26 protein-coding genes are annotated in these 22,915 nt (G+C 41.8%); 25 read left to right on the forward strand and 1 reads right to left on the reverse strand.

The window, feature by feature from the left end; all coding sequences use genetic code 11:
- Positions 1-4 precede the first annotated feature (4 nt).
- The 3 genes from rpe to spoVM all read left to right on the forward strand — a co-directional run bounded on the left by rpe (position 5) and on the right by spoVM (position 1,578).
- Positions 5-655 (forward strand): ribulose-phosphate 3-epimerase, encoded by a 651-nt coding sequence (rpe, locus tag B0I26_RS01365; RefSeq protein WP_111643679.1) that lies wholly within the window; start codon positions 5-7, stop codon positions 653-655.
- A gap of 112 nt (positions 656-767) precedes the next feature.
- The gene (locus B0I26_RS01370) at positions 768-1,418 is read left to right on the forward strand and encodes a thiamine diphosphokinase (protein WP_111643680.1); all 651 of its coding nucleotides are present in this window, start codon (positions 768-770) and stop codon (positions 1,416-1,418) included.
- A 79-nt stretch (positions 1,419-1,497) separates the two neighbouring features.
- A complete protein-coding gene (gene spoVM, locus B0I26_RS01375) occupies positions 1,498-1,578 on the forward strand; it encodes a stage V sporulation protein SpoVM (protein ID WP_003394991.1) in 81 nt (26 codons plus the stop codon).
- A gap of 162 nt (positions 1,579-1,740) precedes the next feature.
- Here the strand turns inward: spoVM and rpmB are convergent, their stop codons facing one another.
- Positions 1,741-1,926, reverse strand: a complete 186-nt coding sequence (gene rpmB, locus B0I26_RS01380) for a 50S ribosomal protein L28 (RefSeq protein WP_111643681.1) — start codon at positions 1,924-1,926, stop codon at positions 1,741-1,743.
- Positions 1,927-2,167: 241 nt separating this feature from the next.
- Between rpmB and B0I26_RS01385 the strand changes: the two genes are divergently transcribed.
- The 22 genes from B0I26_RS01385 to lepB all read left to right on the forward strand — a co-directional run bounded on the left by B0I26_RS01385 (position 2,168) and on the right by lepB (position 22,905).
- Positions 2,168-2,530 (forward strand): Asp23/Gls24 family envelope stress response protein, encoded by a 363-nt coding sequence (locus tag B0I26_RS01385; RefSeq protein WP_111643682.1) that lies wholly within the window; start codon positions 2,168-2,170, stop codon positions 2,528-2,530.
- A gap of 23 nt (positions 2,531-2,553) precedes the next feature.
- Entirely contained in the window at positions 2,554-4,236 is a 1,683-nt protein-coding gene (locus tag B0I26_RS01390) for a DAK2 domain-containing protein (protein WP_111643683.1), read from the forward strand.
- 74 nt (positions 4,237-4,310) lie between these two features.
- Positions 4,311-4,973 (forward strand): L-serine ammonia-lyase, iron-sulfur-dependent subunit beta, encoded by a 663-nt coding sequence (sdaAB, locus tag B0I26_RS01395; protein WP_111643684.1) that lies wholly within the window; start codon positions 4,311-4,313, stop codon positions 4,971-4,973.
- A gap of 54 nt (positions 4,974-5,027) precedes the next feature.
- Positions 5,028-5,915: an L-serine ammonia-lyase, iron-sulfur-dependent, subunit alpha gene (gene sdaAA / locus B0I26_RS01400; RefSeq protein ID WP_111643685.1), complete on the forward strand. Its 888-nt coding sequence runs from the start codon at positions 5,028-5,030 to the stop codon at positions 5,913-5,915.
- On the forward strand, positions 5,908-7,956 hold the full coding sequence (gene recG / locus B0I26_RS01405; protein WP_111643892.1) for an ATP-dependent DNA helicase RecG: 2,049 nt from the start codon (positions 5,908-5,910) through the stop codon (positions 7,954-7,956). Before sdaAA ends, recG begins: the two co-directional genes overlap by 8 nt.
- Before the next feature lie 100 nt (positions 7,957-8,056).
- The gene (gene fapR / locus B0I26_RS01410; RefSeq protein ID WP_111643686.1) at positions 8,057-8,653 is read left to right on the forward strand and encodes a transcription factor FapR; all 597 of its coding nucleotides are present in this window, start codon (positions 8,057-8,059) and stop codon (positions 8,651-8,653) included.
- The gene (gene plsX, locus B0I26_RS01415) at positions 8,637-9,638 is read left to right on the forward strand and encodes a phosphate acyltransferase PlsX (RefSeq protein ID WP_111643687.1); all 1,002 of its coding nucleotides are present in this window, start codon (positions 8,637-8,639) and stop codon (positions 9,636-9,638) included. The genes fapR and plsX overlap by 17 nt, the downstream gene beginning before the upstream one ends.
- A 12-nt stretch (positions 9,639-9,650) precedes the next feature.
- Positions 9,651-10,592: an ACP S-malonyltransferase gene (fabD, locus tag B0I26_RS01420; protein ID WP_111643688.1), complete on the forward strand. Its 942-nt coding sequence runs from the start codon at positions 9,651-9,653 to the stop codon at positions 10,590-10,592.
- Positions 10,593-10,594: 2 nt separating this feature from the next.
- The gene (gene fabG, locus B0I26_RS01425) at positions 10,595-11,335 is read left to right on the forward strand and encodes a 3-oxoacyl-[acyl-carrier-protein] reductase (RefSeq protein WP_111643689.1); all 741 of its coding nucleotides are present in this window, start codon (positions 10,595-10,597) and stop codon (positions 11,333-11,335) included.
- A gap of 79 nt (positions 11,336-11,414) precedes the next feature.
- On the forward strand, positions 11,415-11,648 hold the full coding sequence (locus tag B0I26_RS01430) for an acyl carrier protein (RefSeq protein WP_111643690.1): 234 nt from the start codon (positions 11,415-11,417) through the stop codon (positions 11,646-11,648).
- 160 nt (positions 11,649-11,808) lie between these two features.
- Complete coding sequence (gene rnc, locus B0I26_RS01435) at positions 11,809-12,552, forward strand: ribonuclease III (RefSeq protein ID WP_111643691.1); 744 nt, start codon at positions 11,809-11,811, stop codon at positions 12,550-12,552.
- A gap of 152 nt (positions 12,553-12,704) precedes the next feature.
- The gene (smc, locus tag B0I26_RS01440; RefSeq protein WP_111643692.1) at positions 12,705-16,268 is read left to right on the forward strand and encodes a chromosome segregation protein SMC; all 3,564 of its coding nucleotides are present in this window, start codon (positions 12,705-12,707) and stop codon (positions 16,266-16,268) included.
- Positions 16,269-16,287: 19 nt separating this feature from the next.
- Positions 16,288-17,289, forward strand: coding sequence for a signal recognition particle-docking protein FtsY (gene ftsY, locus B0I26_RS01445; RefSeq protein WP_111643693.1), 1,002 nt, complete (start codon positions 16,288-16,290; stop codon positions 17,287-17,289).
- Positions 17,290-17,489: 200 nt separating this feature from the next.
- Positions 17,490-17,822 (forward strand): putative DNA-binding protein, encoded by a 333-nt coding sequence (locus B0I26_RS01450; protein ID WP_111643694.1) that lies wholly within the window; start codon positions 17,490-17,492, stop codon positions 17,820-17,822.
- A 13-nt stretch (positions 17,823-17,835) separates the two neighbouring features.
- Positions 17,836-19,176 carry a signal recognition particle protein gene (gene ffh / locus B0I26_RS01455; protein WP_111643695.1) on the forward strand — a complete coding sequence of 447 codons (1,341 nt, stop codon included), beginning with the start codon at positions 17,836-17,838 and terminating at the stop codon, positions 19,174-19,176.
- A gap of 92 nt (positions 19,177-19,268) precedes the next feature.
- Positions 19,269-19,541: a 30S ribosomal protein S16 gene (gene rpsP / locus B0I26_RS01460; RefSeq protein ID WP_111643696.1), complete on the forward strand. Its 273-nt coding sequence runs from the start codon at positions 19,269-19,271 to the stop codon at positions 19,539-19,541.
- A 14-nt stretch (positions 19,542-19,555) separates the two neighbouring features.
- Positions 19,556-19,792 (forward strand): KH domain-containing protein, encoded by a 237-nt coding sequence (locus B0I26_RS01465; protein ID WP_111643697.1) that lies wholly within the window; start codon positions 19,556-19,558, stop codon positions 19,790-19,792.
- A gap of 118 nt (positions 19,793-19,910) precedes the next feature.
- Complete coding sequence (locus B0I26_RS01470) at positions 19,911-20,297, forward strand: YlqD family protein (protein ID WP_111643698.1); 387 nt, start codon at positions 19,911-19,913, stop codon at positions 20,295-20,297.
- Between the two features lie 18 nt (positions 20,298-20,315).
- Positions 20,316-20,834, forward strand: a complete 519-nt coding sequence (gene rimM / locus B0I26_RS01475) for a ribosome maturation factor RimM (protein ID WP_111643699.1) — start codon at positions 20,316-20,318, stop codon at positions 20,832-20,834.
- Entirely contained in the window at positions 20,834-21,571 is a 738-nt protein-coding gene (gene trmD, locus B0I26_RS01480; RefSeq protein WP_111643700.1) for a tRNA (guanosine(37)-N1)-methyltransferase TrmD, read from the forward strand. The genes rimM and trmD overlap by 1 nt, the downstream gene beginning before the upstream one ends.
- A gap of 135 nt (positions 21,572-21,706) precedes the next feature.
- Positions 21,707-22,051, forward strand: coding sequence for a 50S ribosomal protein L19 (gene rplS, locus B0I26_RS01485; protein WP_111643701.1), 345 nt, complete (start codon positions 21,707-21,709; stop codon positions 22,049-22,051).
- Between the two features lie 302 nt (positions 22,052-22,353).
- Positions 22,354-22,905: a signal peptidase I gene (gene lepB / locus B0I26_RS01490; RefSeq protein ID WP_111643702.1), complete on the forward strand. Its 552-nt coding sequence runs from the start codon at positions 22,354-22,356 to the stop codon at positions 22,903-22,905.
- The last annotated feature ends 10 nt before the right edge of the window (positions 22,906-22,915 follow it).

Below are 22,915 nucleotides of genomic sequence, written 5' to 3' on the forward strand. Positions count from 1 at the left end.
ATCGATGATTAAAATCGCTCCTTCCATATTATCAGCCAATTTTGCAAAGCTTGCCGAGGAAATCGCTGATGTGGAAAAAGGTGGTGCCGATTACATTCATGTCGATGTGATGGATGGGCACTTTGTTCCGAACATTACAATCGGGCCGCTAGTCGTCGAAGCGATTCGTCCGATTACAAAGCTTCCTCTTGATGTACATTTAATGATTGAAAATCCCGATCAATATATTCCAGTGTTTGCAAAAGCAGGAGCAGATTATTTATCTGTCCATGTTGAAGCTTGTCCGCACTTGCACCGCACGATCCATCTTATTAAAGAGCATGGTGTCAAAGCAGGAGTTGTATTAAATCCGCATACACCTGTTGCGATGATCGAACATATTATCGCTGATGTTGATTTAGTGTTATTAATGACGGTAAACCCAGGATTTGGTGGGCAAAAATTTATTCATTCGGTGTTACCAAAAATCGGGCGTGTTGCGCAAATGGTAAAAGAGCGAGGGTTAAAGGTCGAAATTGAGGTGGATGGCGGGGTGAACGAAGACACCGCAAAACTTTGTGTTGAGGCAGGAGCAAACGTATTAGTCGCAGGCTCAGCAATTTATAATAAAAAAGATCGTGCTGCAGCCATTCGTGCGATTCGCGGTGAATCATAAAAAAATAGGGGGCTGATTCTCTCCAGATGCACCGAGAGATAGGCCTCTTTTTCATTTTATGCTCAGATGATATAGTGAAAGAAGTAATACGGCAGGAGAGGAGATGACAATATTGATCATTCACCTTCTTGGTGGCGGTCCGAATGAATTTATTCCAGATTTACATAGTTATCATAAGAAAGAAGTCATATGGGTCGGGGTAGATCGGGGAGTGATTACGCTTTTACAGGCAGGGATTATTCCAACGAAGGCGTTCGGTGATTTTGACTCCATTACACAAGCTGAATTAGAATGGGCGCAGACAAGGTTAAATGAAATCGAAATCTGGCCGTCTGAAAAAGATAAGACGGATATGGACATCGCACTCGATTGGGCGTTAGCACAAAAGGCGGATAAAATCAGAATTTTTGGAGCAACAGGGGGACGTTTAGATCATTTATTTGGAAATGTACAGCTGCTCATAAAAAATGTAAAAGCAAATATTGAAATGATTGATCGGCAAAATATCATTACTGCACACGAACCAGGGGAGTATGTGATTGAGCATGTTCCTTTTTATCGATATATTTCATTTATTCCAATCACTATGGATGTGAAGGGCATCACGTTAAGAGGATTTAAATATCCGCTAACAAATTGTCATATTCAGCTTGGGTCTACACTATGTATTAGTAATGAACTCATCCAATCTCATGGTACTTTTTCATTTTCTGAAGGCATATTAATGATGATAAGAAGCAAAGATTTAGGCGGGAGCTTCTAGGTACGATTTTTTTCTCAGCGAATATACTTATAAGGAAGCAGCGTCAAGTTCGTGATGAAGGTGGAGGAGGGAACAGTTAATGAAGTTTTATACCATTAAGTTGCCAAAATTTCTTGGCGGCATTGTCCGTGCCATGTTAAACTCGTTTAAAAAAGGATAAAAAGCACCAAATACTTGGTGCTTTTTCATTTATATCATTTTTCAGTTCAGGCACCTAGCTCTTTGTGCTCAATCACCTTCACTCTTAAAATGTTGGATACTTTGGAGCGTGAAAAACGCACGGTTTCGAGAGCTGAACACGGTGCCTCCTCTTTTTTATTTACTATACACGTTCCACTTTTCCGGATTTTAAAGCGCGGGCAGAAACCCATACACGTTTAGGCTTTCCGTCAACTAAAATGCGCACTTTTTGAAGGTTTGCTTTCCATGTACGTTTATTTGCGTTCATAGCGTGTGAACGTGCATTACCGAAAGATTTTTTCTTTCCAGTTACAAAGCATTTTGCCATTCTTTTTCCCTCCTCATTGCCGAAGAAATTCCTTTGTCGTGCTGAAAACACTACTATAATTTATCATACATAACAAGAGAATGCAATAGTTCTCTAAACAGCATTCAAGAAAATATCCTTGACATACATTTTTAAATTAGGCTAAATAATACTAGTGGGTTGGGAGAGTACTTTTAAAAAAAAAGCCAGTATAGTAAAATGGCTTTAGTTTGTGCGAACAATTCTAAAGGGGGGGACTTATATGTCCATTGAGTTGCAAACAAAGTACGGACGTATTGAAATTTCGAATGATGTGATTGCTACGATTGCTGGCGGTGCCGCAGTAGATTGTTATGGAATCGTTGGAATGGCGTCTAAAAATCAAATTAAAGACGGGATTTCAGAAATTTTACGCAGAGAAAATTTCGCAAAAGGTGTTATTGTCCGCCAAGAAAACGATGAAGTACATATCGATATGTACGTTATCGTCAGCTATGGCACGAAAATTTCTGAAGTTGCTCATAACGTGCAAACAAAAGTAAAGTACACGTTAGATCAAACATTAGGACTGGCAGTGCAATCGATTAACATCTATGTTCAAGGGGTTCGTGTGACGAATCCGTAGTCGTTGTAAGGAGGATGTAATCTGTGGCAATTAAGACGTTAGATGGAAGACGTTTTGCAAGAATGATATTGCAGGGGGCACAACATTTAGCCAATAACGCAAAAGCAGTAGATGCGCTGAACGTCTTTCCGGTCCCGGATGGAGATACTGGAACAAACATGAATTTATCGATGACTTCAGGAGCGAAGGAAGTACAAAATAATATTCATGATCACATTGGCAAAGTCGGCAGCGCGTTAGCAAGGGGACTGTTAATGGGAGCGCGCGGCAATTCAGGAGTCATCTTATCGCAATTGTTCCGCGGCTTTGCAAAGGCGATTGAAGCAAAAAAAGAAATTAACAGTGTCGAATTTGCCGCCGCTCTTGAAGCAGGGGTTGAAACAGCGTATAAAGCGGTCATGAAACCGGTTGAAGGAACGATTTTAACGGTGGCAAAGGATGCGGCAAAACGTGCGGTAGCTGTTGCGAAAAAACAACCGGATATCACTTTAGTGATGGAAGAAGTAGTAAAGGAAGCAAAAGCTTCCCTAAAACGAACACCGGAGCTGCTTCCGGTCTTAAAGGAAGTCGGCGTTGTTGACAGCGGTGGACAAGGATTAGTATATGTATATGAAGGTTTTTTGGCTGAGTTAAAAGGAGAAACAGTAGCAAACGTACCGGCGGAGCAACCGTCGATGCAAGAACTTGTCAATGCCGAACATCATAAAAATGCGCAAAGCCATATCAATACAGAAGACATTGAATTTGGCTACTGCACAGAGTTTATGGTTCGCTTTGAACAAGATAAGTTAAAAAACAATCCGTTTACGGAAGAGAAGTTTCGTGAAGATTTAAGCCGTTTCGGAGATTCATTATTAGTCATTGCCGATGAGGAACTTGTGAAAGTGCATATTCATTCAGAGCAGCCGGGAGAAGTATTGACATACGGCCAACGTTATGGAAGCTTAATTAACATTAAGATCGAAAACATGCGTCAGCAGCATGAAAATATTGTTCAGGAAGCAAAAGCTCCGCTTGAGGCTGCTTCTCGCGCTCAGAAAAAAGAAAAAGAGAAGTACGGAATTGTAGCGGTGACAATGGGCAACGGAATTGCCAACTTGTTTAAGAGCATCGGAGCCCACATTGTAATCGAAGGCGGACAAACGATGAATCCTAGTACGGAAGACATTGTTAAAGCAATTGAACAGGTTAACGCAGAGACGGTGTTTGTACTGCCAAACAATAAAAACATTATTATGGCTGCACAACAAGCTGCTTCTGTTGTTGAAACCAACGTCATTGTCATCCCTTCCAAAACAGTTCCTCAAGGTATGTCGGCCATTTTAGCTTTTAATCCAGCTGCTTCAGCAGAGCAAAATGAAAAAGCGATGAATGCTGCCCTTGCACAAGTAAAAACCGGACAAGTTACATTTGCTGTCCGCGATACAAGTATTGACGGCGTCGCGATTGCGAAAGACGATTATATGGGAATCGCCGACGGTAAAATCATTGTTTCAGAGAAGGATAAATTAGCAGTTGCCAAAAAACTTTTGGCTGAAATGTTGGATGAAGATGCGGAAATTTTAACGATTATTTTCGGTGAAGATACAAAAAAAGAAGAAGTCGATGAAATTGCTGCGTACGTAGAAGAAACATATCCGGATGTAGAAGTAGAAGTACATGAAGGCGGCCAGCCGCTGTATCCATTTATCTTTTCAATTGAATAATATGTTAGAATAATAGAAGGGATTTATCCCTTCTATTTTACTGTGTAGGAAGAGACAATAAAGGGGAGAACATCATGAAGTACAAAAGTGTCTTCGATATTATTGGACCGATAATGATTGGACCGTCAAGCTCACATACTGCCGGAGCGGCTCGAATTGGCAGAGTAGCCCGCAGCTTGTTTGGCAGAAAACCAAAGTGGGCGCACATATCCTTTTACGGTTCTTTTGCACAAACATATAAAGGACATGGAACGGATGTGGCGATTGTTGGCGGTCTTTTAGACTTTGATACATTTGATGAGCGAATCAAATCATCATTAGAAATCGCCAAGCAGGAAGGGATTGACATTATCTTTCGTAAAGAAGAAGCGATTCCGAACCACCCGAATACCGCAAGAATTCGCATCGGTGATGAGCAAGGGGAGCTTGAGCTTGTCGGTATTTCCATCGGCGGCGGCAAGATTGAAATTACCGAGTTGAATGGATTTGAGTTAAAACTTTCCGGTCATCATCCAGCTATTCTTGTCGTGCATAACGATCGTTATGGAACAATTGCTTCAGTGGCGAATGTATTAGCCAAATATGCGATTAATATCGGTCATATGGAAGTTTCCCGAAAAGAAAAAGGAAAAGAAGCGTTAATGACGATTGAAGTTGACCAAAACATTGATCAGTCCATTATTGATGAATTATCGTCATTACCTCACATTATTCAAGTAACTAAAATCGTTGACTAAAAATAGAGTGATGTTCATGAAGCAGCGTATGAAACAGACAAAGGGGGCAGCAAGGTGTTTCGCAATGTCGCAGAATTAGTCGAGTTAGCAGAAAGTCAACAAATGAAAATTGCCGAAGTGATGATTCGGCAAGAGATGGAAGTAACGGGCCGGAGCAGAGAGGAAATCTTTGCGCAAATGGAACGGAATTTGCAGGTAATGGAGCAGGCTGTTGAAAAAGGGCTGGCTGGTGTTTCCTCGCATTCAGGTTTAACGGGCGGAGATGCTGTTCTGCTGCAAGCTTACATTCAAAAAGGCAACTTCTTATCCGGAGAAACGATTCTTGATGCGGTAAGCAAAGCGGTTGCGACAAATGAAGTGAATGCGGCAATGGGAACGATTTGTGCAACGCCGACAGCTGGATCAGCCGGGGTTGTACCTGGTACATTGTTTGCTATAAAAGAAAAATTAAAGCCGACGCGTGAGCAAATGGTTGAATTTTTGTTTACAGCTGGTGCGTTCGGGTTTGTGATTGCCAACAATGCCTCTATTTCCGGAGCTGCAGGCGGATGTCAGGCTGAGGTAGGTTCTGCAGCCGGAATGGCAGCGGCAGCTCTCGTTGAAATGGCAGGCGGCACCCCAAGCCAGGCGGCAGAGGCGATGGCGATTACCTTAAAAAACATGTTAGGACTAGTATGTGATCCTGTCGCAGGATTAGTCGAAGTGCCATGTGTGAAACGAAATGCGATGGGAGCAGCGAATGCGATGATTGCTGCGGATATGGCGCTTGCAGGTGTAAAAAGCCGCATTCCTTGTGATGAAGTGATTGATGCGATGTTCCGTATCGGTCAGTCGATGCCGCTTGCATTAAAAGAAACTGCACAAGGAGGTTTAGCAGCAACGCCAACGGGTCGCGCTTTAGAAGCGAAAATTTTTGGCGTTCCATTGAATGAGCGTGAGTAATGTATTAGCACAACCTGTCAGTGAGATCAAAGGAATCGGTAAAGAAACCGAAGAAGCTCTGAACGAAATGGGAATAGAAACGATTGAAGATCTTCTCCATCACTTTCCTTTTCGCTATGAAGATTATAGGCTGCGGGATTTAGCCGAAGTAAAGCATGATGAAAAAGTGACCGTAGAAGGGAAGGTGCATAGCGAGCCTTCTCTTACCTATTATAGCCGGAAAAAATCACGTTTGACGTTTCGTCTTCTTGTTGGTCGTTACTTGATTACCGCGATTTGTTTTAATCGTCCTTATTTAAAAAATCAACTATCGATTAACGAAACGGTTACGATAACAGGAAAGTGGGATCAACATCGTCAAGCGATTACGGTTCAAGAGTTAAAAAAAGGTTCGTTTACTGAGAAACAGGAAATCGAACCTGTCTACTCAACGCGTGGATCAGTAACGGTGAAAGGGATGCGCCGCTTTATTGCGCTTGCGCTTCAACAATTTGGTCATACAATCGTTGATCCGCTTCCACCGGCTATACGGCAAAAATATCGTCTGCTTTCGAAAGCGGAAGCGCTTCGAGCGATTCATTTTCCACGAACACATGAAGATTTAAAACAAGCAAGACGACGGCTTGTATATGAAGAATTTTTATTTTTTCAATTAAAAATACAGGCATTGCGCAAATTTCACCGCGAACATTCAGCAGGGATTGCTCATACGTTTTCTGATGAGCAACTTCAACTGTTTATCGAACAATTGCCATTTCCGCTTACGGGGGCACAAAAACGTGTTGTTGCCGAAATTCTTGAAGACATGAAATCACCATATCGTATGAATCGGCTGTTGCAGGGAGATGTAGGGTCCGGAAAGACGGTTGTTGCCTGTATTGCTTTATACGCGACAGTCTTATCCGGCTATCAAGGCGCATTAATGGTACCGACAGAAATTTTGGCGGAACAACATGCCGAATCGATAAGGCGGCTGCTCGAGCCGATGAATGTGTCAGTACAATTGTTGACAAGCTCTGTGAAAGGAAAGAGAAGAAAAGAGGTATTGGAAAAACTAGCATCAGGAGAAATCGATATTATTATTGGCACCCATGCCCTCATTCAAGAAGAAGTCAACTTTCACAAACTCGGTTTAGTTATTACTGATGAACAGCATCGTTTCGGAGTAGAACAGCGACGTATCCTTAGAGAAAAAGGGCAATCCCCTGATGTGTTGTTTATGACGGCAACTCCGATTCCACGAACGCTGGCGATTACTGCGTTTGGAGAGATGGATGTCTCCATTATTGATGAAATGCCGGCAGGGAGAAAAAAAGTTGAAACATATTGGGTTAAACATGATATGCTGGAACGAGTGCTGGCGTTTATTGAGAAAGAAATTCGCAAAGGAAGACAAGCATATGTCATTTGTCCGCTTATTGAAGAATCGGAAAAATTGGATGTGCAAAATGCGATTGATGTGCATAGTATGCTGACTCATTATTATCGTGGAAAATACCGAATCGGGCTTATGCATGGCCGGCTTTCTTCGGAGGAAAAAGAGCAGGTAATGAAAGCATTTAGTAATAACGAAGTGCAAATATTAGTATCAACCACTGTTGTTGAAGTAGGTGTTAACGTGCCGAATGCAACGGTCATGCTTATTTATGATGCCGAACGATTTGGATTAGCCCAGCTTCACCAATTAAGAGGCCGAGTCGGACGGGGCAGCGAACAATCGTATTGTATTTTGCTTGCTGATCCAAAATCAGAAACAGGAAAAGAAAGAATGCGCATTATGACGGAGACAAACGATGGATTTGTGTTGTCGGAAAAGGATCTTGAGCTGCGCGGCCCCGGGGACTTTTTCGGCACAAAGCAAAGCGGTCTGCCGGAGTTTAAACTCGGGGATATGGTTCATGATTACCGCATCCTGGAAGCAGCCCGGAATGATGCCGCAAAACTCATTCAATCGAACGTTTTTTGGAGCGATGAATCGTACAAGCTGTTGAGACAATCTTTAGAACAATCAGGTATTCTTAGCGGAGAAAAGCTTGACTAAAAACAGATTGCAAAACTTTGTTTTTCTATCTTGCAATCTGTTCCTCTTAATTATATACTACTATTAAGACCTAGTCATAAAATCGGACGGTGTTTAAACGATGCGAAGAAACAAACGTGAACGGCAAAGACTTTTACGAGAAACGATTGAGGAAAATCCATTCATTACAGATGAAGAATTAGCAGAAAAATTTTCCGTCAGCATCCAAACGATTCGTTTAGACCGATTAGAGCTATCGATTCCTGAGCTTCGGGAAAGAATTAAAAACGTAGCGGAAAGATCGTTTGCTGATAAAGTGAAATCATTGCCAATCGAAGAAGTGATTGGTGAGATTATTGATATTGAACTGGATCATAGTGCGATTTCCATTTTTGATGTAAAGAAAGAGCATGTATTTAAGAGAAATAAAATCGCCCGCGGGCATCATTTGTTTGCCCAAGCGAACTCGCTCGCGGTAGCCGTTATAAATGACGAACTCGCATTAACAACCAAAGCGACGATTCGTTTTACAAGACAAGTGAAAGAAAACGAACGGGTCGTTGCGAAAGCAAAAGTAAAGGGAACGAACGAGAACGGCAGAACGATTGTTGAAGTAAACAGCTATGTTGGTCAAGAACTTGTTTTTTCCGGAGAATTTGAAATGTATCGGTCAAACATGGCAAAAAAGGATGGAGTAGAAGATGAGAATAGCAATTGATGCAATGGGTGGAGATCATGCTCCAAAGGAAATTGTGCTTGGAGCGATGAAAGCGGTCGAGCAATTTAAAGATGTCGAAATCACATTAATCGGCGATGAAACGCAAATTCGTCCATTTTTAACAACAGATGAACGAATTTCGATTATACATACTGACGAAGTAATCGAAGCGACAGATGAACCGGTACGAGCGGTAAGACGGAAAAAAAATTCATCGATGGTGCTAATGGCCAAAGAAGTAAGCGAAGGACGTGCTGCGGCCTGTATTTCAGCGGGAAATACCGGGGCGTTAATGGCCGCAGGACTATTTATTGTCGGACGAATTGAAGGGATTGATCGTCCGGCGTTAGCGCCTACTTTACCAACCATTGAAGGAGAAGGCTTTCTTCTTTTAGATGTTGGGGCAAATGTTGATGCCCGTCCTGAACATTTATTGCAATACGCGCTAATGGGCTCTGTATATTCCGAAAAAGTCCGGGGAATTCATAAGCCGCGAATTGGATTATTAAATGTCGGCACAGAAGACAAAAAAGGCAATGATTTAACGAAGCGGGCATTTCAGCTTATAAAAGAATCTGGCTTACATTTTATCGGAAATGTGGAAGCACGCGACTTGCTTAATGGAGTAGCAGATGTTGTCGTAACCGATGGTTTTACGGGGAATGTCGCTTTAAAAACGATTGAAGGAACAGCGATTTCGATGTTTTCGATGTTAAAGTCCGCTTTGACGAGCGATTTTGTGAGCAAACTTGCTGCAGCTGTTTTAAAACCGCGCCTGCTTGAGCTAAAGAAAAAAATGGACTATTCCGAATACGGTGGAGCTGCGTTGTTCGGCTTAAAAGCACCGGTTGTGAAAGCCCACGGTTCTTCTGATGCCAATGCGATTTTCCATGCGGTGCGTCAAGCGCGCGAAATGGTTATAAAAGATGTCGCCGGAACGATCAAACAAGCGCTCGAGGCTGAAAGCTTTTTGACTCATTCATAAGGGAGTGATTGTATGGGAAAAATAGCATTTATTTTTCCTGGTCAAGGTTCACAAACAGTTGGTATGGGAAAAGAATTAGCAGAACAAGATCAAAAAGCGGCAGCCGTCTTCCAAGCCGCAGATGATCGCCTCGGTTTTTCGCTATCTTCCATTATTTTTGAAGGACCTCAAGATACATTAACATTAACAGTCAACGCTCAGCCTGCTCTTCTTACAACTAGCATTGCTTTGTTGGAAAAAATAAAGGAAGCAGGAATTGTGCCGGATTACGTTGCAGGACACAGTTTAGGTGAATATACGGCACTTGTTGCCGCGGAAGCGATTTCGTTTACAGATGCTGTTTACGCAGTGCGCAAGCGGGGAGAATTTATGGAAGAAGCGGTGCCTGCCGGAAAAGGAACAATGGCGGCTGTTCTTGGAATGGAAGCGAGATTGCTGCAAGAAATTACAGAGCAAATCTCTGCTGAGGGTGCTCCTGTCCAGTTAGCAAACTTAAATTGTCCGGGACAAATCGTTATTTCTGGCTCTCGCGAAGGCGTTGACCGTGCTTCCCAGTTAGCCAAGGAGAAGGGAGCAAAGCGTGTTATTCCTCTTGAAGTAAGCGGTCCATTTCACTCTTCTTTAATGAAGCCGGCTGCAGACAAGTTAAAAGAAGTATTAGACGAAGTTGAAATTACTGATGCGAGCATTCCAATCATTGCAAACGTAACAGCAGAGCCAATGACAGAAAAAGAAGACATTAAACACAAGCTCATTGAGCAGCTCTATTCACCAGTTCGTTGGGAGCAGTCGGTAAATAAAATGATTGAACTTGGTGTTGATACATTTGTTGAGGTCGGTCCTGGCAAAGTGTTATCTGGACTTGTGAAAAAAATTAGCCGCAATGTTCAAGTGTATGCAGTCAATGATTTGGCATCGTTAGAAGCAGCCATTGCGGCATTGAAAGGGGAATAAACATGTTACAAGGAAAAATTGCACTTGTTACAGGAGCGTCCCGAGGAATTGGGCGTGCCATTGCTTTAGAGCTTGCCCGCCATGGGGCAAAAGTTGCTGTCAACTATGCAGGAAGTGAAGCGAAAGCCAACGAAGTAGTCGCTGAAATTTTAGAAATGGGTGGCGAAGCATTCGCGATTCAAGCTGATGTGTCCAAAGCAGAAGCCGTAGAGAATATGGTAAAGGAAGTGCTCGATCGCTTCGGACGAATTGACATTTTAGTCAATAACGCCGGTGTAACCCGTGATAATTTAATTATGCGCATGAAAGAAGAAGAATGGGATGAAGTCATCAACATCAATTTAAAAGGTGTGTTTAATTGTACAAAAGCGGTGACGCGTCCGATGATGAAACAGCGCTATGGCCGCATTATTAATATTGCCTCCATTGTCGGCATAAGCGGAAACCCGGGCCAAGCGAACTATGTTGCCGCTAAAGCGGGAGTGATTGGTTTAACAAAAACAACGGCAAAAGAATTGGCGAGCCGAAATATTACCGTTAATGCGATTGCTCCGGGGTTTATCACAACAGATATGACCGACAAACTAAGCGAAGAAGTCCGTGAGGAAATGTTAAAACAAATTCCGCTGGCTCGTTTCGGAGAACCGAAAGATATTGCTGGAGTAGTTGTTTTCCTTGCTTCTGAAGCGGCAGATTATATGACCGGCCAGACACTTCATGTAGATGGCGGCATGGTTATGTAATAAGCACATTGAATTTTTCGAGTGTTTCTAGTATTTTTATATAAAATCTACTATAATGTCTTGAGGGGAGGTGAATCTCATGTCAGACGTTTTAGAGCGTGTAACGAAAATCATTGTTGACCGTTTAGGTGTTGAAGAATCACAAGTAACGCTTGAAGCATCTTTCAAAGATGACTTAGGTGCAGATTCTTTAGACGTTGTTGAGCTCGTAATGGAATTGGAAGATGAGTTCGATATGGAAATTTCTGATGAAGAAGCAGAAAAAATCGTTACAGTAGGAGATGCTGTTAACTACATAAAAAGCCATATGTAATGAAGTGAAAAGTCCCGTTTTATAAGCGGGGCTTTCTATGCTTTTTATTTGGTTTAATTAGTTGTTTAAACTTTGGCGCGAAAAATGTGTTGTTTAAAAAGGCCAATGGAACAATAATTGGTGCCGAGTAAATTTTTAGTGAGTAAAGTTGGAGGTACCTATGTCAAGACAGAAAGATAAAGAGCAACGAATGAATGGGAAAAAATGGGCGAAATTTAAGCAATTGCAAGAAAAAATCGGGATTTTTTTTACCAATGAAAAGCTCCTTATTCAAGCTTTTACACATTCATCGTATGTGAATGAGCATCGCAAACGACCGCACGACGATAACGAAAGATTAGAATTTTTGGGTGATGCTGTTTTAGAGCTGACTATTTCGCAATATCTTTTTAAAAAATTCCCAAACATGAGTGAAGGTGAATTAACAAAACTGAGAGCATCCATCGTCTGTGAGCCTTCCCTTGTGAAATTTGCCAATGCCCTTTCCTTTGGAGAACTTGTTTTGCTTGGAAGAGGGGAAGAGCTGACAGGCGGACGAGAGAGACCGGCGCTTTTGGCAGATGTGTTTGAGGCGTTTATTGGTGCGCTTTATCTCGATCAAGGAATGGAAGCGGTCGTTCAATTTTTAGAAAAAACGATCTTTCCTAAAATTAACGAAGGTGCTTTTTCTCATGTGATGGATTATAAAAGTCAGCTACAGGAGCTTGTTCAGCGAGATGGTATCGGTGTGATTGAATATACGATTTTGCAGGAAAAAGGACCTGCGCATAATAAAGAGTTTGTATCAAGAGTTTCATTGAACGGGGAAGAACTGGGCATCGGAGTCGGCAGATCAAAAAAAGAAGCCGAGCAACAAGCGGCACAGATGGCGCTGGAAAAATTAAAAGCATCAGAAAAGAAATAAAAAAGAATGAAGCTTGCTATGAGTAAGCTTCATTTTTCTTGAAGCTGGCATCGCAATATTTGGCGATGGTTTCCTCCACCCCTATCGCAAATAGAAAAAATTATGTTAAAATATTTGAGATTTGATATGAATGCTAGCAAGGTGGAATGTTTATGTTCCTTAAGCGGTTAGATATTATTGGATTTAAATCATTTGCCGATCGAGTATCGATTGAATTCGTTCCTGGCGTGACAGCTGTTGTCGGCCCTAACGGAAGCGGGAAGAGCAATATTACAGACGCGATTCGCTGGGTGTTAGGAGAGCAATCAGTCAAGTCACTGCGCGGGTCGAAAATGGAAGATATTATTTTTGCGGGAAGCGATTCACGAAAGGCGTTAAATGTGGCGGAAGTGACAATCACCCTTGATAACGCAGATCAATTTTTACCGCTTGAATATGAAGAGGTAAGTATAACGCGACGTGTATATCGCTCGGGAGAAAGCGAGTTTTTTATTAATAAACAGCCATGCCGACTGAAAGATATTGTTGATTTATTGATGGATTCAGGCATGGGAAAAGAAGCGTTTTCGATTATCGGTCAAGGGCGCGTCGAGGAAATTTTAAGCAGTAAACCAGAAGAGCGCCGCACGATTTTTGAAGAGGCGGCAGGGGTGCTGAAATATAAAATTCGCAAACGAAAAGCGGAAAATAAACTGGTCGAAACGCAAGAAAATTTACACCGCGTAAACGATATTTTGCATGAACTTGAAAGTCAAATAGAGCCGTTAAAAGTCCAAGCCTCTATCGCCAAAGATTACCTGGAAAAACGTGAGGAATTAGAAAAGTATGAAGTTGCTCTCACCGTTTATGAAATTGAAGAGCTGCACAGGCAGTGGGAACAATTGAATGAACGGCTGACAAAGCACAAAAATGAAGAAATGGAACTATCGGTCGCTTTGCAGAAAGAAGAAGCACAAATTGAACAGATCCGCGATCAAGTAGCGGCACTTGATGAATCGATTGATAGTTTGCAGCAAGTATTGTTGCTTGCAAGTGAGGAATTAGAAAAACTCGAAGGTCGCAAAGAGGTATTAAAAGAACGAAAAAAGAATGCGACGCAAAATAAAAAGCAGCTTGAGCAAACGATTTCCGCGCTGATGGAAAAAAAAGAACGGCTTATGAAATTGAGCGAACACGAAGAAACCCGTCTTCAAGAATTGAAGAAAGAGATTCGCTTTATTCAAGCCGAGCTAAAAGAAAAACTTGCTGAACTTTCTTCGTACGATATGAATATTGACGAAAAAATTGAACAGTTAAAAAGCGATTATATTGAACTTGTCCATGAGCAAGCTTCGTTAAAAAATGAGCGTTTACACATTCAAACGCTTTTAAATAAGCTTGAGGCGAAGCAAGCAGCCTTAGCTGAGGCAAATAAAAAATACATTGATGAACGTCAAGTGATTCAAGAGCAGCATTTAAAACTGCAAGGAGAAATAAAGGAAACGGAACAGCTGCTGCAAAAGTATGAGACATTGTTAAATGAGCGGCTCGTTCGTTTAAGCGAAATGAAAGAGGGGATTGAAAAGAAAGAAGCCGCTCTATATCAGGCGTATCAATATTTGCAGCAGACAAAGTCGCGCAAAGAAATGCTTGAAGAAATGCAGCACGATTATACGGGATTTTTCCAAGGGGTAAAAGAAATTTTAAAAGCGCGCGGGCAGTTATCAGGTATTCAAGGAGCAGTAGTAGAATTAATTCAAGTGCCAGGCGAGTATGAAACAGCCATTGAAATCGCGCTTGGAGGTGCGATGCAGCATATTGTCGTAACGAATGAAGAAGCAGCCCGGGCAGCGATTCAATACTTAAAAAGACATGCATATGGCCGGGCGACTTTTTTACCGATGACCGTGATTCAGCCGAAAGCCATTCCAGCCCAGCAAATCGAAATGCTGAAAAATCACCCTTCCTTTGTCGGTATTGCTAATGAGCTTATTTCGTATGAAGCGAAATATGGCGCGATTATGTCCAACCTTTTAGGAAATGTCATTATTACAAAAGATTTAAAAGGTGCCAATGAACTGGCGCGGTTCGTACAGTACCGTTATCGTTTCGTTACTCTTGACGGTGATGTCGTCAATCCAGGCGGTGCGATGACAGGAGGAGGAGTAGCGAAAAAAACAAGTTCGCTGCTTAGCCGAAGCCGCGAATTAGAAGAGATTACCGAAAAATTGCGCGATATGGAAACAAAAACAAGCCAATTAGAACAGCACGTGCAAGAACAAAAGAAAGCGGCTCAACACGAAGAACAAGAAATCGCTCAAATTCGGAAAACAGCCGAACAGCTGCGCTTTAGACTGCAAGAACTGAAAGGTGAATTAAGAGAGGTCGAATTGCAAGAGAAAAATGTGAATGAACGTTTAGCGATTTATGATCATGAAAAAGAAAACGATGAGAAGGAAAAAGATGAACTTTTGAAAAAGCTTGCTCAATTAGAAGAACAATTGGGTACGCTTAGCATTGAATTAACCGGTATTGACCAGCAAATTCAAGCATTAACATTAAAGAAAAATGATGAGCAAAATTCAAAAGAAACGCTGCAAGGAACCATTACGGAAATGAAAATATCCCTTGCGGAAAAGCAGCAATTATTGAAAAACTATGAGGACAATCAAGAACGTCTCCGTCAGGAATGGATGGATACAGAAAAACAACTAAAAGAAACAAAAGAAGATTTAACAGCCCTTATGGCAGAGATGGAAGCAAACCATTCCGGAGAGGCACAAATTGAAGAGCTGCGCAAGAAAAAACTGCAAGATAAAAATGAAACCATTAAGTTAATTGCCAGCCGCCGCGAACAGCGTCTCGAATATCAAGAGAAATTGGAGAATTTTGAGCGGGAAATAAAAGAACGGAAGCGGCAATATAAACAATTAATCGATATTGTTAAAGACGAAGAAGTAAAGTTAAATCGTTTAGATGTGGAGCTGGAAAACCTGCTTGCCCGCCTGCATGAAGAATATATGCTGACGTTCGAAGCGGCGAAAGAAAAATATCCGCTTGAGCTTGATGTGTCTGAGGCGCGCAAAAAAGTCAAATTGATTAAGCTGGCTATTGAAGAGCTCGGCACGGTGAATTTAGGCGCGATTGATGAATATGAACGCGTTTCCGAGCGTTATCAGTTTTTAATGGAACAAAAAAGCGATTTGCAACAGGCAAAAGAAACACTTTATCAAGTTATTGATGAAATGGATCAGGAAATGAAAAAGCGCTTTCTTACAACATTTAAGCAAATTCGCGTTCATTTTGAAGAAGTGTTTAAACAACTATTCGGCGGCGGACGCGCTGACCTGCGATTAACGGACCCGGATGATTTGTTGAATACGGGAATCGACATTGTAGCCCAGCCGCCTGGAAAAAAGCTGCAAAACTTAAGTCTGCTTTCCGGCGGGGAACGTGCACTGACGGCGATTGCGCTTTTATTTTCGATTTTGAAAGTAAGACCGGTGCCGTTTTGCGTCCTTGATGAAGTGGAAGCGGCTTTGGATGAAGCGAATGTATATCGTTATGCGCAATATTTAAAACAGTTTAGCGAACAAACGCAGTTTATCGTCATTACTCATCGGAAAGGGACGATGGAAGAAGCGGATGTTCTATATGGAGTAACCATGCAAGAATCCGGCGTTTCTAAACTTGTGTCGGTACGTTTGGAAGAGTCGAAGCAACTCGTAAAATCGTAAAGAAAGGACGGCTGTTTGCATGAACTTTTTTAAGAAACTGAAAGAAAAAATTACACAACAGGCGGATTCTGTCACTGAAAAGTTTAAACAAGGGTTGGCAAAAACGCGCAGCTCTTTCGCTGAAAGAGTAAACGATTTAATCGCCCGTTACCGGAAAGTGGATGAAGAATTTTTTGAGGAATTGGAAGAAATTTTAATCGCGGCTGATGTTGGCGTCACGACAGTCATGGAGCTGATTGATGAGCTGAAAATGGAAGTGAAGCGGCGCAACATTCAAGATACAAAAGAAATGCAAGAAGTGATTTCCGAGAAGTTAGTTGAGATTTATCGCGGTGATGACAACGAGCCTACCGTTCTTAACATGCAGGAAAACGGTCTAACGGTCATTTTATTTGTCGGCGTAAACGGTGTTGGAAAAACAACGACCATCGGCAAATTAGCGCATAAGTTGAAATCGGAAGGAAAAAGCGTGCTGCTTGCTGCCGGAGATACGTTCCGTGCGGGAGCGATTGAACAACTTGAAGTGTGGGGCGAGCGCGTTGGTGTAGAAGTTATTAAACAATCGGCTGGGTCTGACCCGGCAGCGGTGATGTATGATGCCATTCAAGCAGCAAAAGCGCGCAATGTCGATGTTTTATTGTGTGATACGGCCGGCCGTTTGCAAAATAAAGTGAATTTAATGAAAGAACTAGAAAAGGTGAAGCGCGTCATTGAACGTGAAATTCCCGGTGCGCCGCATGAAGTGCTGCTTGTTTTAGATGCAACGACAGGACAAAACGCCATGAGTCAAGCGAAAACTTTCAAAGAAGCAACGAATGTAACAGGCATCGTGCTAACGAAGCTTGATGGAACAGCGAAAGGCGGAATTGTTCTTGCGATTCGCAATGAACTGAACATTCCTGTGAAATTTGTTGGTCTTGGTGAAAAGGTCGATGATTTACAAGAATTTGATCCAGAGCAATATGTATATGGATTATTTGCTGATTTACTAGAAATAGAAAAAGAAAAAACGGAAGAATAGATGAAAAGAGGGGCTGGTCCATCAGTGTCTGACCTCACGTGCATTTCACATAGGTGATGTTCTATAATGATGTTTTGTGGTCTGACACTTAGTTTGCTCAGCCCTTTTTTATGTAAAGAAAAAAACTTGACAGAAAATAAGAAAAAAGGTAGACTAAGTCTTTGTAAAGGAATTTCACTTAACAACAGGGAGGGAGTGCAATGCTTGAAAAAACGACGAGAATGAATTATCTTTATGACTTTTATCAGTCATTGTTAACGCCGAAGCAGCGAAGCTATATGTCGTTGTATTATCTTGATGACTACTCCCTCGGTGAAATTGCTGAAGAGTATGAAGTAAGCCGTCAAGCAGTATATGATAATATAAAGCGTACCGAAGCGATGCTTGAGGAATACGAAGAAAAATTGCTGCTCTTTCAAAAATTTCAAGAGCGGCAAAAGCTAATAAAAAAATTGCGGGAAATTGCCGCAAGAAATCAGCTTCAGGACGAAGAGTTTTTTAAGACGATTGAAGCGCTGGAAAAATTAGAGTAGGAGGCGGTAATGGATGGCATTTGAAGGATTAGCCGACCGTCTGCAAAGCGTCATGAACAAAATCCGTGGCAAAGGGAAAGTCACGGAAGCGGATGTAAAAGAGATGATGCGTGAAGTCCGTCTCGCTTTATTGGAAGCGGATGTGAACTTCAAAGTGGTGAAAGACTTTATTAAACGTGTAAGTGAACGTGCCGTCGGTCAAGAAGTATTAAAAAGCTTAACGCCTGGGCAGCAAGTGATTAAAGTCGTAAAAGAAGAATTGACGGCGCTTATGGGCGGAGAGCAAAGCAAAATTGCCGTCGCAACCCGTCCGCCGACCGTCATTATGATGGTCGGTTTGCAAGGGGCCGGAAAAACGACGACGACAGGAAAGCTGGCGAATCTTTTACGCAAAAAGTACAATCGTAAACCGCTTTTAGTCGCTGCCGATATTTATCGTCCGGCGGCGATTAAGCAGCTTGAAACGCTAGGCAAACAACTGAACATGCCGGTGTTTTCCCTTGGCGATCAAGTAAGTCCGGTGGAAATTGCCAAACAAGCGTTAGCTAAAGCGAAGGAAGAACATTATGATTATGTTTTAATTGATACGGCCGGACGTCTTCATATTGATGAAGCGCTTATGGATGAATTAAAACAAATTAAAGAAGTGACAAAGCCGGATGAGATTTTCCTTGTCGTCGATGCCATGACCGGGCAAGATGCGGTAAATGTCGCCCAAAGCTTTAATGAGCAATTAGGCTTGACGGGAGTCATATTAACAAAACTCGATGGCGATACGCGCGGCGGGGCGGCATTGTCGATTAAAGCAGTGACGAATACGCCGATTAAATTTGTCGGTATGGGAGAAAAGCTGGATGCGCTTGAGCCGTTCCACCCGGAACGCATGGCGTCAAGGATTTTAGGAATGGGCGACGTATTGTCGCTCATCGAAAAAGCACAGGCGGCGATCGATGAAGAAAAAGCGAAAGAGCTTGAGCAAAAAATGCGGACGATGTCATTCACCTTTGACGATTTTCTCGAGCAGCTCGGTCAAGTCAGAAAAATGGGACCATTGGATGAAATTATTAAAATGCTTCCGGGTGCCAACAAAATTAAAGGTTTAAACAACATTCAAATCGATGAAAAACAGATCGGCCGCGTGGAAGCGATTATTCGTTCGATGACAAAAGAAGAAAAGGCAAATCCAGAAATTATTAATGCAAGCCGTAAAAAGCGGATTGCGAAAGGAAGCGGCACATCTGTCCAAGAGGTCAATCGCTTATTAAAGCAATTTGAAGAAATGAAGAAAATGATGAAAATGATGTCAACCATGACGAAAGGAAAGAAAAAAGGGTTTAGATTTCCTTTTATGTAAGTTATAATGTGTTAAGAAAAAACACTTTACAAACTAGTTTATTATTGTTAATATACTATCTTGTGTGAAATATTTTCGGAGGTGCTTAAGGAATGGCAGTAAAAATTCGTTTAAAACGCATGGGTGCGAAAAAATCACCTTTCTATCGTATCGTAGTAGCTGACTCTCGTTCTCCGCGCGATGGTCGTTTTATCGAAACAATCGGTACTTACAACCCTGTTGCAGAACCAGCGCAAATCAACATTAACGAAGAGTTGGCATTAAAATGGTTGCAAAATGGTGCAAAACCATCTGACACAGTCCGCAACCTTTTCTCTAAACAAGGAATTTTAGAGAAATTCCATAACTTAAAATACGGAAAATAAGATTCGTGATGTAAATGAAAGAACTTATTCAAACAATCGTACAAGCGCTTGTGGACCATCCGGAAGACGTTGTTGTAACGGAATCTTCCAACGAAAACACGATTACGTACCATCTTTCCGTTCATAAAGACGATATCGGAAAGGTGATTGGCAAGCAAGGACGCACGATTCATGCGATTCGGACTGTTGTGTATGCAGCTGCATCACAGCAGCCGAAGCGCGTCGTTTTGCACGTTGAAGACAAAGGGTGAGGATTATCCTCCCCTTTTTTATATATTGGCTTACAGACACCCGAGAGTTTTACTGTAGTTTTACTGTATATGAAGAGGCAAATCTCGCCTTCCAACTTTGCTTGTTAGGGGTGTGTCAATGAAAATTATTCAAACGGTGGAAGTAAAACAAATATTGACTGAGGAAAGCAAAGCGAAATTGCTAAAAAAATTCGAAGAGAGAAAGCGAAGTTTACAGCAACAATGTGAACAGCTTCGGTTTGAATTAAAACGATTGGAAAAAGCAAAAAAACATTCTCCGTTGCTTCTTAAACAACATTTTGAAAAAGAAATAAACGACAGGCTCGAGAAAATGAAACTTCTCGATTTTCAGATTGAACAATTACATATCCTACCGTTAGGAAGTGAATTGAAAGAGCGGGAAATACAAGCTCTTGTTGAGGTAAATATAGGAGATAAATGGGAAGAAATCATCGCACCAAAAACGATTATCATTGAAGACGGCATTGTAAAAGAAATTCGTTAGAGCAGAGGTGGTTAGGATATGGAAAGATGGTTTAACGTCGGAAAAATCGTGAATACACACGGAATTAGAGGCGAAGTGCGCGTCATCTCAAAAACCGATTTTGCTGATGAGAGATATAAAACGGGAAATACGCTTTATATTTTTATGGACAATGCGAGTGATCCAGTCGAAGTAAAAGTAAAAAGCCACCGTGTTCATAAATCGTTTGACTTACTTTCCTTTGAAGGTTATGACAACATCAATTTAGTCGAAAAATTTAAAGGAGCGATGATTAAAATTCCGGAAAGCCAGCTTGGGGAGCTGGAAGAAGGAGAATATTATTTTCATGAAATTATCGGCTGTACGGTTGTTACTGAGCAAGGTGAGACGGTTGGTACGGTGAAAGAAATTTTAACTCCTGGTGCGAATGACGTATGGGTGGTGAAAGGTAAGGGTGGAAAGGAGATTTTAATTCCATATATTTCTGATGTGGTAAAACATGTTGACGTAAAAGAGAAACTCATCACCATCCATCCAATGGAAGGATTGCTTGAATAATGAGAATCGACATATTGACGTTATTTCCGAATATGTTTTCCGGTGTGTTTAGTGAATCGATTTTAAAAAAGGCACAGGAGAAGCAGGCGGTTTCTTTAAATGTCATTAATTTTCGCGAGTTTGCTGATAACAAGCATAAAACGGTGGACGATTATCCATATGGCGGCGGTGCCGGCATGGTGTTAAAGCCGGAACCGATTTTTGCTGCCGTTGAACATATAACAAAAAACAGTTCCACTCAGCCGCGAATTATTTTGCTATGTCCTCAAGGGGAACGGTATACGCAAAAAAAGGCGGAAGAGCTTGCCAAAGAGGAGCACTTAATATTCATTTGCGGTCATTATGAAGGATATGATGAACGTATACGTGAACATTTAGTGACAGATGAAATTTCGATTGGCGATTACATCCTTACTGGCGGCGAGCTTGGGGCGATGGTCATTGTCGATAGCGTTGTCCGCTTATTGCCCGGTGTGTTAGGAAATGAAGATTCACCTGTACAAGACTCATATAGTTGCGGGCTGTTGGAACACCCTCATTATACACGTCCGGCCGATTTTCGCGGCATGAAAGTACCGGAAGTGCTTCTTTCCGGCAATCATCAGCTCATCGCGGAATGGCGCGAGAAGGAATCGTTGCGCCGCACTTATTTGCGCAGGCCTGATTTGCTTGCACAATATCCATTAACAGAAAAACAAAAAAAGTGGCTTGAGGAATTTGAAAAAAACAAACGGTAACTATTGCATACGATACAACTTTATGTTAGTATAATCGTTGTGACTTAGGTCGCTGATCTAAGTTTTGAAAACGATGTTCCGCTGCAATGATGAAAAAGCATTGTCATGAGCATCTGTTGGAAGGAGTTGAATACGATGCATCATTTAATTCAAGAAATTACGAAAGAGCAGTTAAGAACAGACTTACCTGACTTCCGCCCTGGCGACACGGTTCGCGTACATGTAAAAGTTGTTGAAGGAAACCGTGAGCGCATTCAGGTGTTTGAAGGAATCGTCATTAAGCGTCGTGGTGCTGGAATTAGCGAAACATTTACAGTTCGTAAAGTGTCTTACGGTGTAGGTGTTGAGCGTACATTCCCAGTGCATACGCCAAAAATTGCGAAGTTGGAAGTTGTTCGCCGCGGTAAAGTACGTCGTGCGAAACTTTACTATTTACGTCAACTTCGCGGTAAAGCTGCGCGTATTAAAGAAATTCGCTAATTCAGGAAAAGCGGAGACGTCGCGGTTAGCTCTTGAAGCCAAATGTTCTTCACCCGCAGAAGTGCTCGACACTTCGAGGGAGGGGACTGGTTTGGCATAAAGAGCTAGGCGTCGGAGCTAGACAATTAAGAAAAACGTTAAAAGTTTTGTTGATCTAAAGTCTTATAGACCGAAAAGAAGGAGCTTGTTTATCAAGCTCCTTCTTTTCTACGCACATACAAGTACAATATTTCATTTAGGACTTGATCCATAATTATGATAATATAAAATTACGTACATTAACGAAATTAGGTGGGAGCAGGATGACGAAGAAAAAAAATGAAGCTTGGGAGTGGCTAAAAGCGATTGTAATTGCTGTTCTTCTTGCGGGAGGGATTCGCTATTTTGTTTTCGCTCCAATCATTGTCGACGGGCTTTCGATGATGCCGACTCTGCATGATCATGATCGAATGATTGTTAACAAACTATCTTATAAGATTGGGGATCCAAAGCGTTTTGATATTATTGTTTTTCATGCGGAAGAGGGGAAAGATTATATCAAACGGGTCATCGGTTTGCCGGGGGACCGGATTGAGTATAAAAATGATACTTTATACGTTAATGGCAAAGCATATAAAGAGCCGTATTTAGACAAATATAAGAAACAAGTGATTGACGGTCCATTAACGGAGCCGTTTACGTTAGAGGAAATCACCGGCAAAGAAACGGTGCCGGAGGGCCATCTGTTTGTTATGGGGGATAACCGCCGCTTTAGCAAAGACAGCCGTCATATCGGATTTATTCCGATGGACAAGGTCGTAGGCAAAACGAATATTGTTTATTGGCCTCTTTCGGACATTCGTATTGTTCAATAGAATATAGACA

Origin of the sequence: Paranoxybacillus vitaminiphilus (genome assembly GCF_003259935.1) — a bacterium.
Taxonomy (GTDB): domain Bacteria; phylum Bacillota; class Bacilli; order Bacillales; family Anoxybacillaceae; genus Paranoxybacillus; species Paranoxybacillus vitaminiphilus.

What these genes read in the sequence shown, in the direction of transcription:
- B0I26_RS01385 (WP_111643682.1), top strand. Translation starts at nt 2,168, where the DNA reads ATGTCCATTGAGTTGCAAACAAAGTACGGACGTATTGAAATTTCGAAT.
- B0I26_RS01465 (WP_111643697.1), top strand. Translation starts at nt 19,556, where the DNA reads ATGAAAGAACTTATTCAAACAATCGTACAAGCGCTTGTGGACCATCCG.
- rpe (WP_111643679.1), top strand. Translation starts at nt 5, where the DNA reads ATGATTAAAATCGCTCCTTCCATATTATCAGCCAATTTTGCAAAGCTT.
- B0I26_RS01450 (WP_111643694.1), top strand. Translation starts at nt 17,490, where the DNA reads ATGCTTGAAAAAACGACGAGAATGAATTATCTTTATGACTTTTATCAG.
- plsX (WP_111643687.1), top strand. Translation starts at nt 8,637, where the DNA reads ATGAGAATAGCAATTGATGCAATGGGTGGAGATCATGCTCCAAAGGAA.
- B0I26_RS01470 (WP_111643698.1), top strand. Translation starts at nt 19,911, where the DNA reads ATGAAAATTATTCAAACGGTGGAAGTAAAACAAATATTGACTGAGGAA.
- lepB (WP_111643702.1), top strand. Translation starts at nt 22,354, where the DNA reads ATGACGAAGAAAAAAAATGAAGCTTGGGAGTGGCTAAAAGCGATTGTA.
- ffh (WP_111643695.1), top strand. Translation starts at nt 17,836, where the DNA reads ATGGCATTTGAAGGATTAGCCGACCGTCTGCAAAGCGTCATGAACAAA.
- B0I26_RS01430 (WP_111643690.1), top strand. Translation starts at nt 11,415, where the DNA reads ATGTCAGACGTTTTAGAGCGTGTAACGAAAATCATTGTTGACCGTTTA.
- fabG (WP_111643689.1), top strand. Translation starts at nt 10,595, where the DNA reads ATGTTACAAGGAAAAATTGCACTTGTTACAGGAGCGTCCCGAGGAATT.
- ftsY (WP_111643693.1), top strand. Translation starts at nt 16,288, where the DNA reads ATGAACTTTTTTAAGAAACTGAAAGAAAAAATTACACAACAGGCGGAT.
- trmD (WP_111643700.1), top strand. Translation starts at nt 20,834, where the DNA reads ATGAGAATCGACATATTGACGTTATTTCCGAATATGTTTTCCGGTGTG.
- fapR (WP_111643686.1), top strand. Translation starts at nt 8,057, where the DNA reads ATGCGAAGAAACAAACGTGAACGGCAAAGACTTTTACGAGAAACGATT.
- rimM (WP_111643699.1), top strand. Translation starts at nt 20,316, where the DNA reads ATGGAAAGATGGTTTAACGTCGGAAAAATCGTGAATACACACGGAATT.
- rpsP (WP_111643696.1), top strand. Translation starts at nt 19,269, where the DNA reads ATGGCAGTAAAAATTCGTTTAAAACGCATGGGTGCGAAAAAATCACCT.
- sdaAB (WP_111643684.1), top strand. Translation starts at nt 4,311, where the DNA reads ATGAAGTACAAAAGTGTCTTCGATATTATTGGACCGATAATGATTGGA.
- rpmB (WP_111643681.1), bottom strand. Translation starts at nt 1,926, where the DNA reads ATGGCAAAATGCTTTGTAACTGGAAAGAAAAAATCTTTCGGTAATGCA.
- spoVM (WP_003394991.1), top strand. Translation starts at nt 1,498, where the DNA reads ATGAAGTTTTATACCATTAAGTTGCCAAAATTTCTTGGCGGCATTGTC.
- fabD (WP_111643688.1), top strand. Translation starts at nt 9,651, where the DNA reads ATGGGAAAAATAGCATTTATTTTTCCTGGTCAAGGTTCACAAACAGTT.
- rnc (WP_111643691.1), top strand. Translation starts at nt 11,809, where the DNA reads ATGTCAAGACAGAAAGATAAAGAGCAACGAATGAATGGGAAAAAATGG.
- rplS (WP_111643701.1), top strand. Translation starts at nt 21,707, where the DNA reads ATGCATCATTTAATTCAAGAAATTACGAAAGAGCAGTTAAGAACAGAC.
- smc (WP_111643692.1), top strand. Translation starts at nt 12,705, where the DNA reads ATGTTCCTTAAGCGGTTAGATATTATTGGATTTAAATCATTTGCCGAT.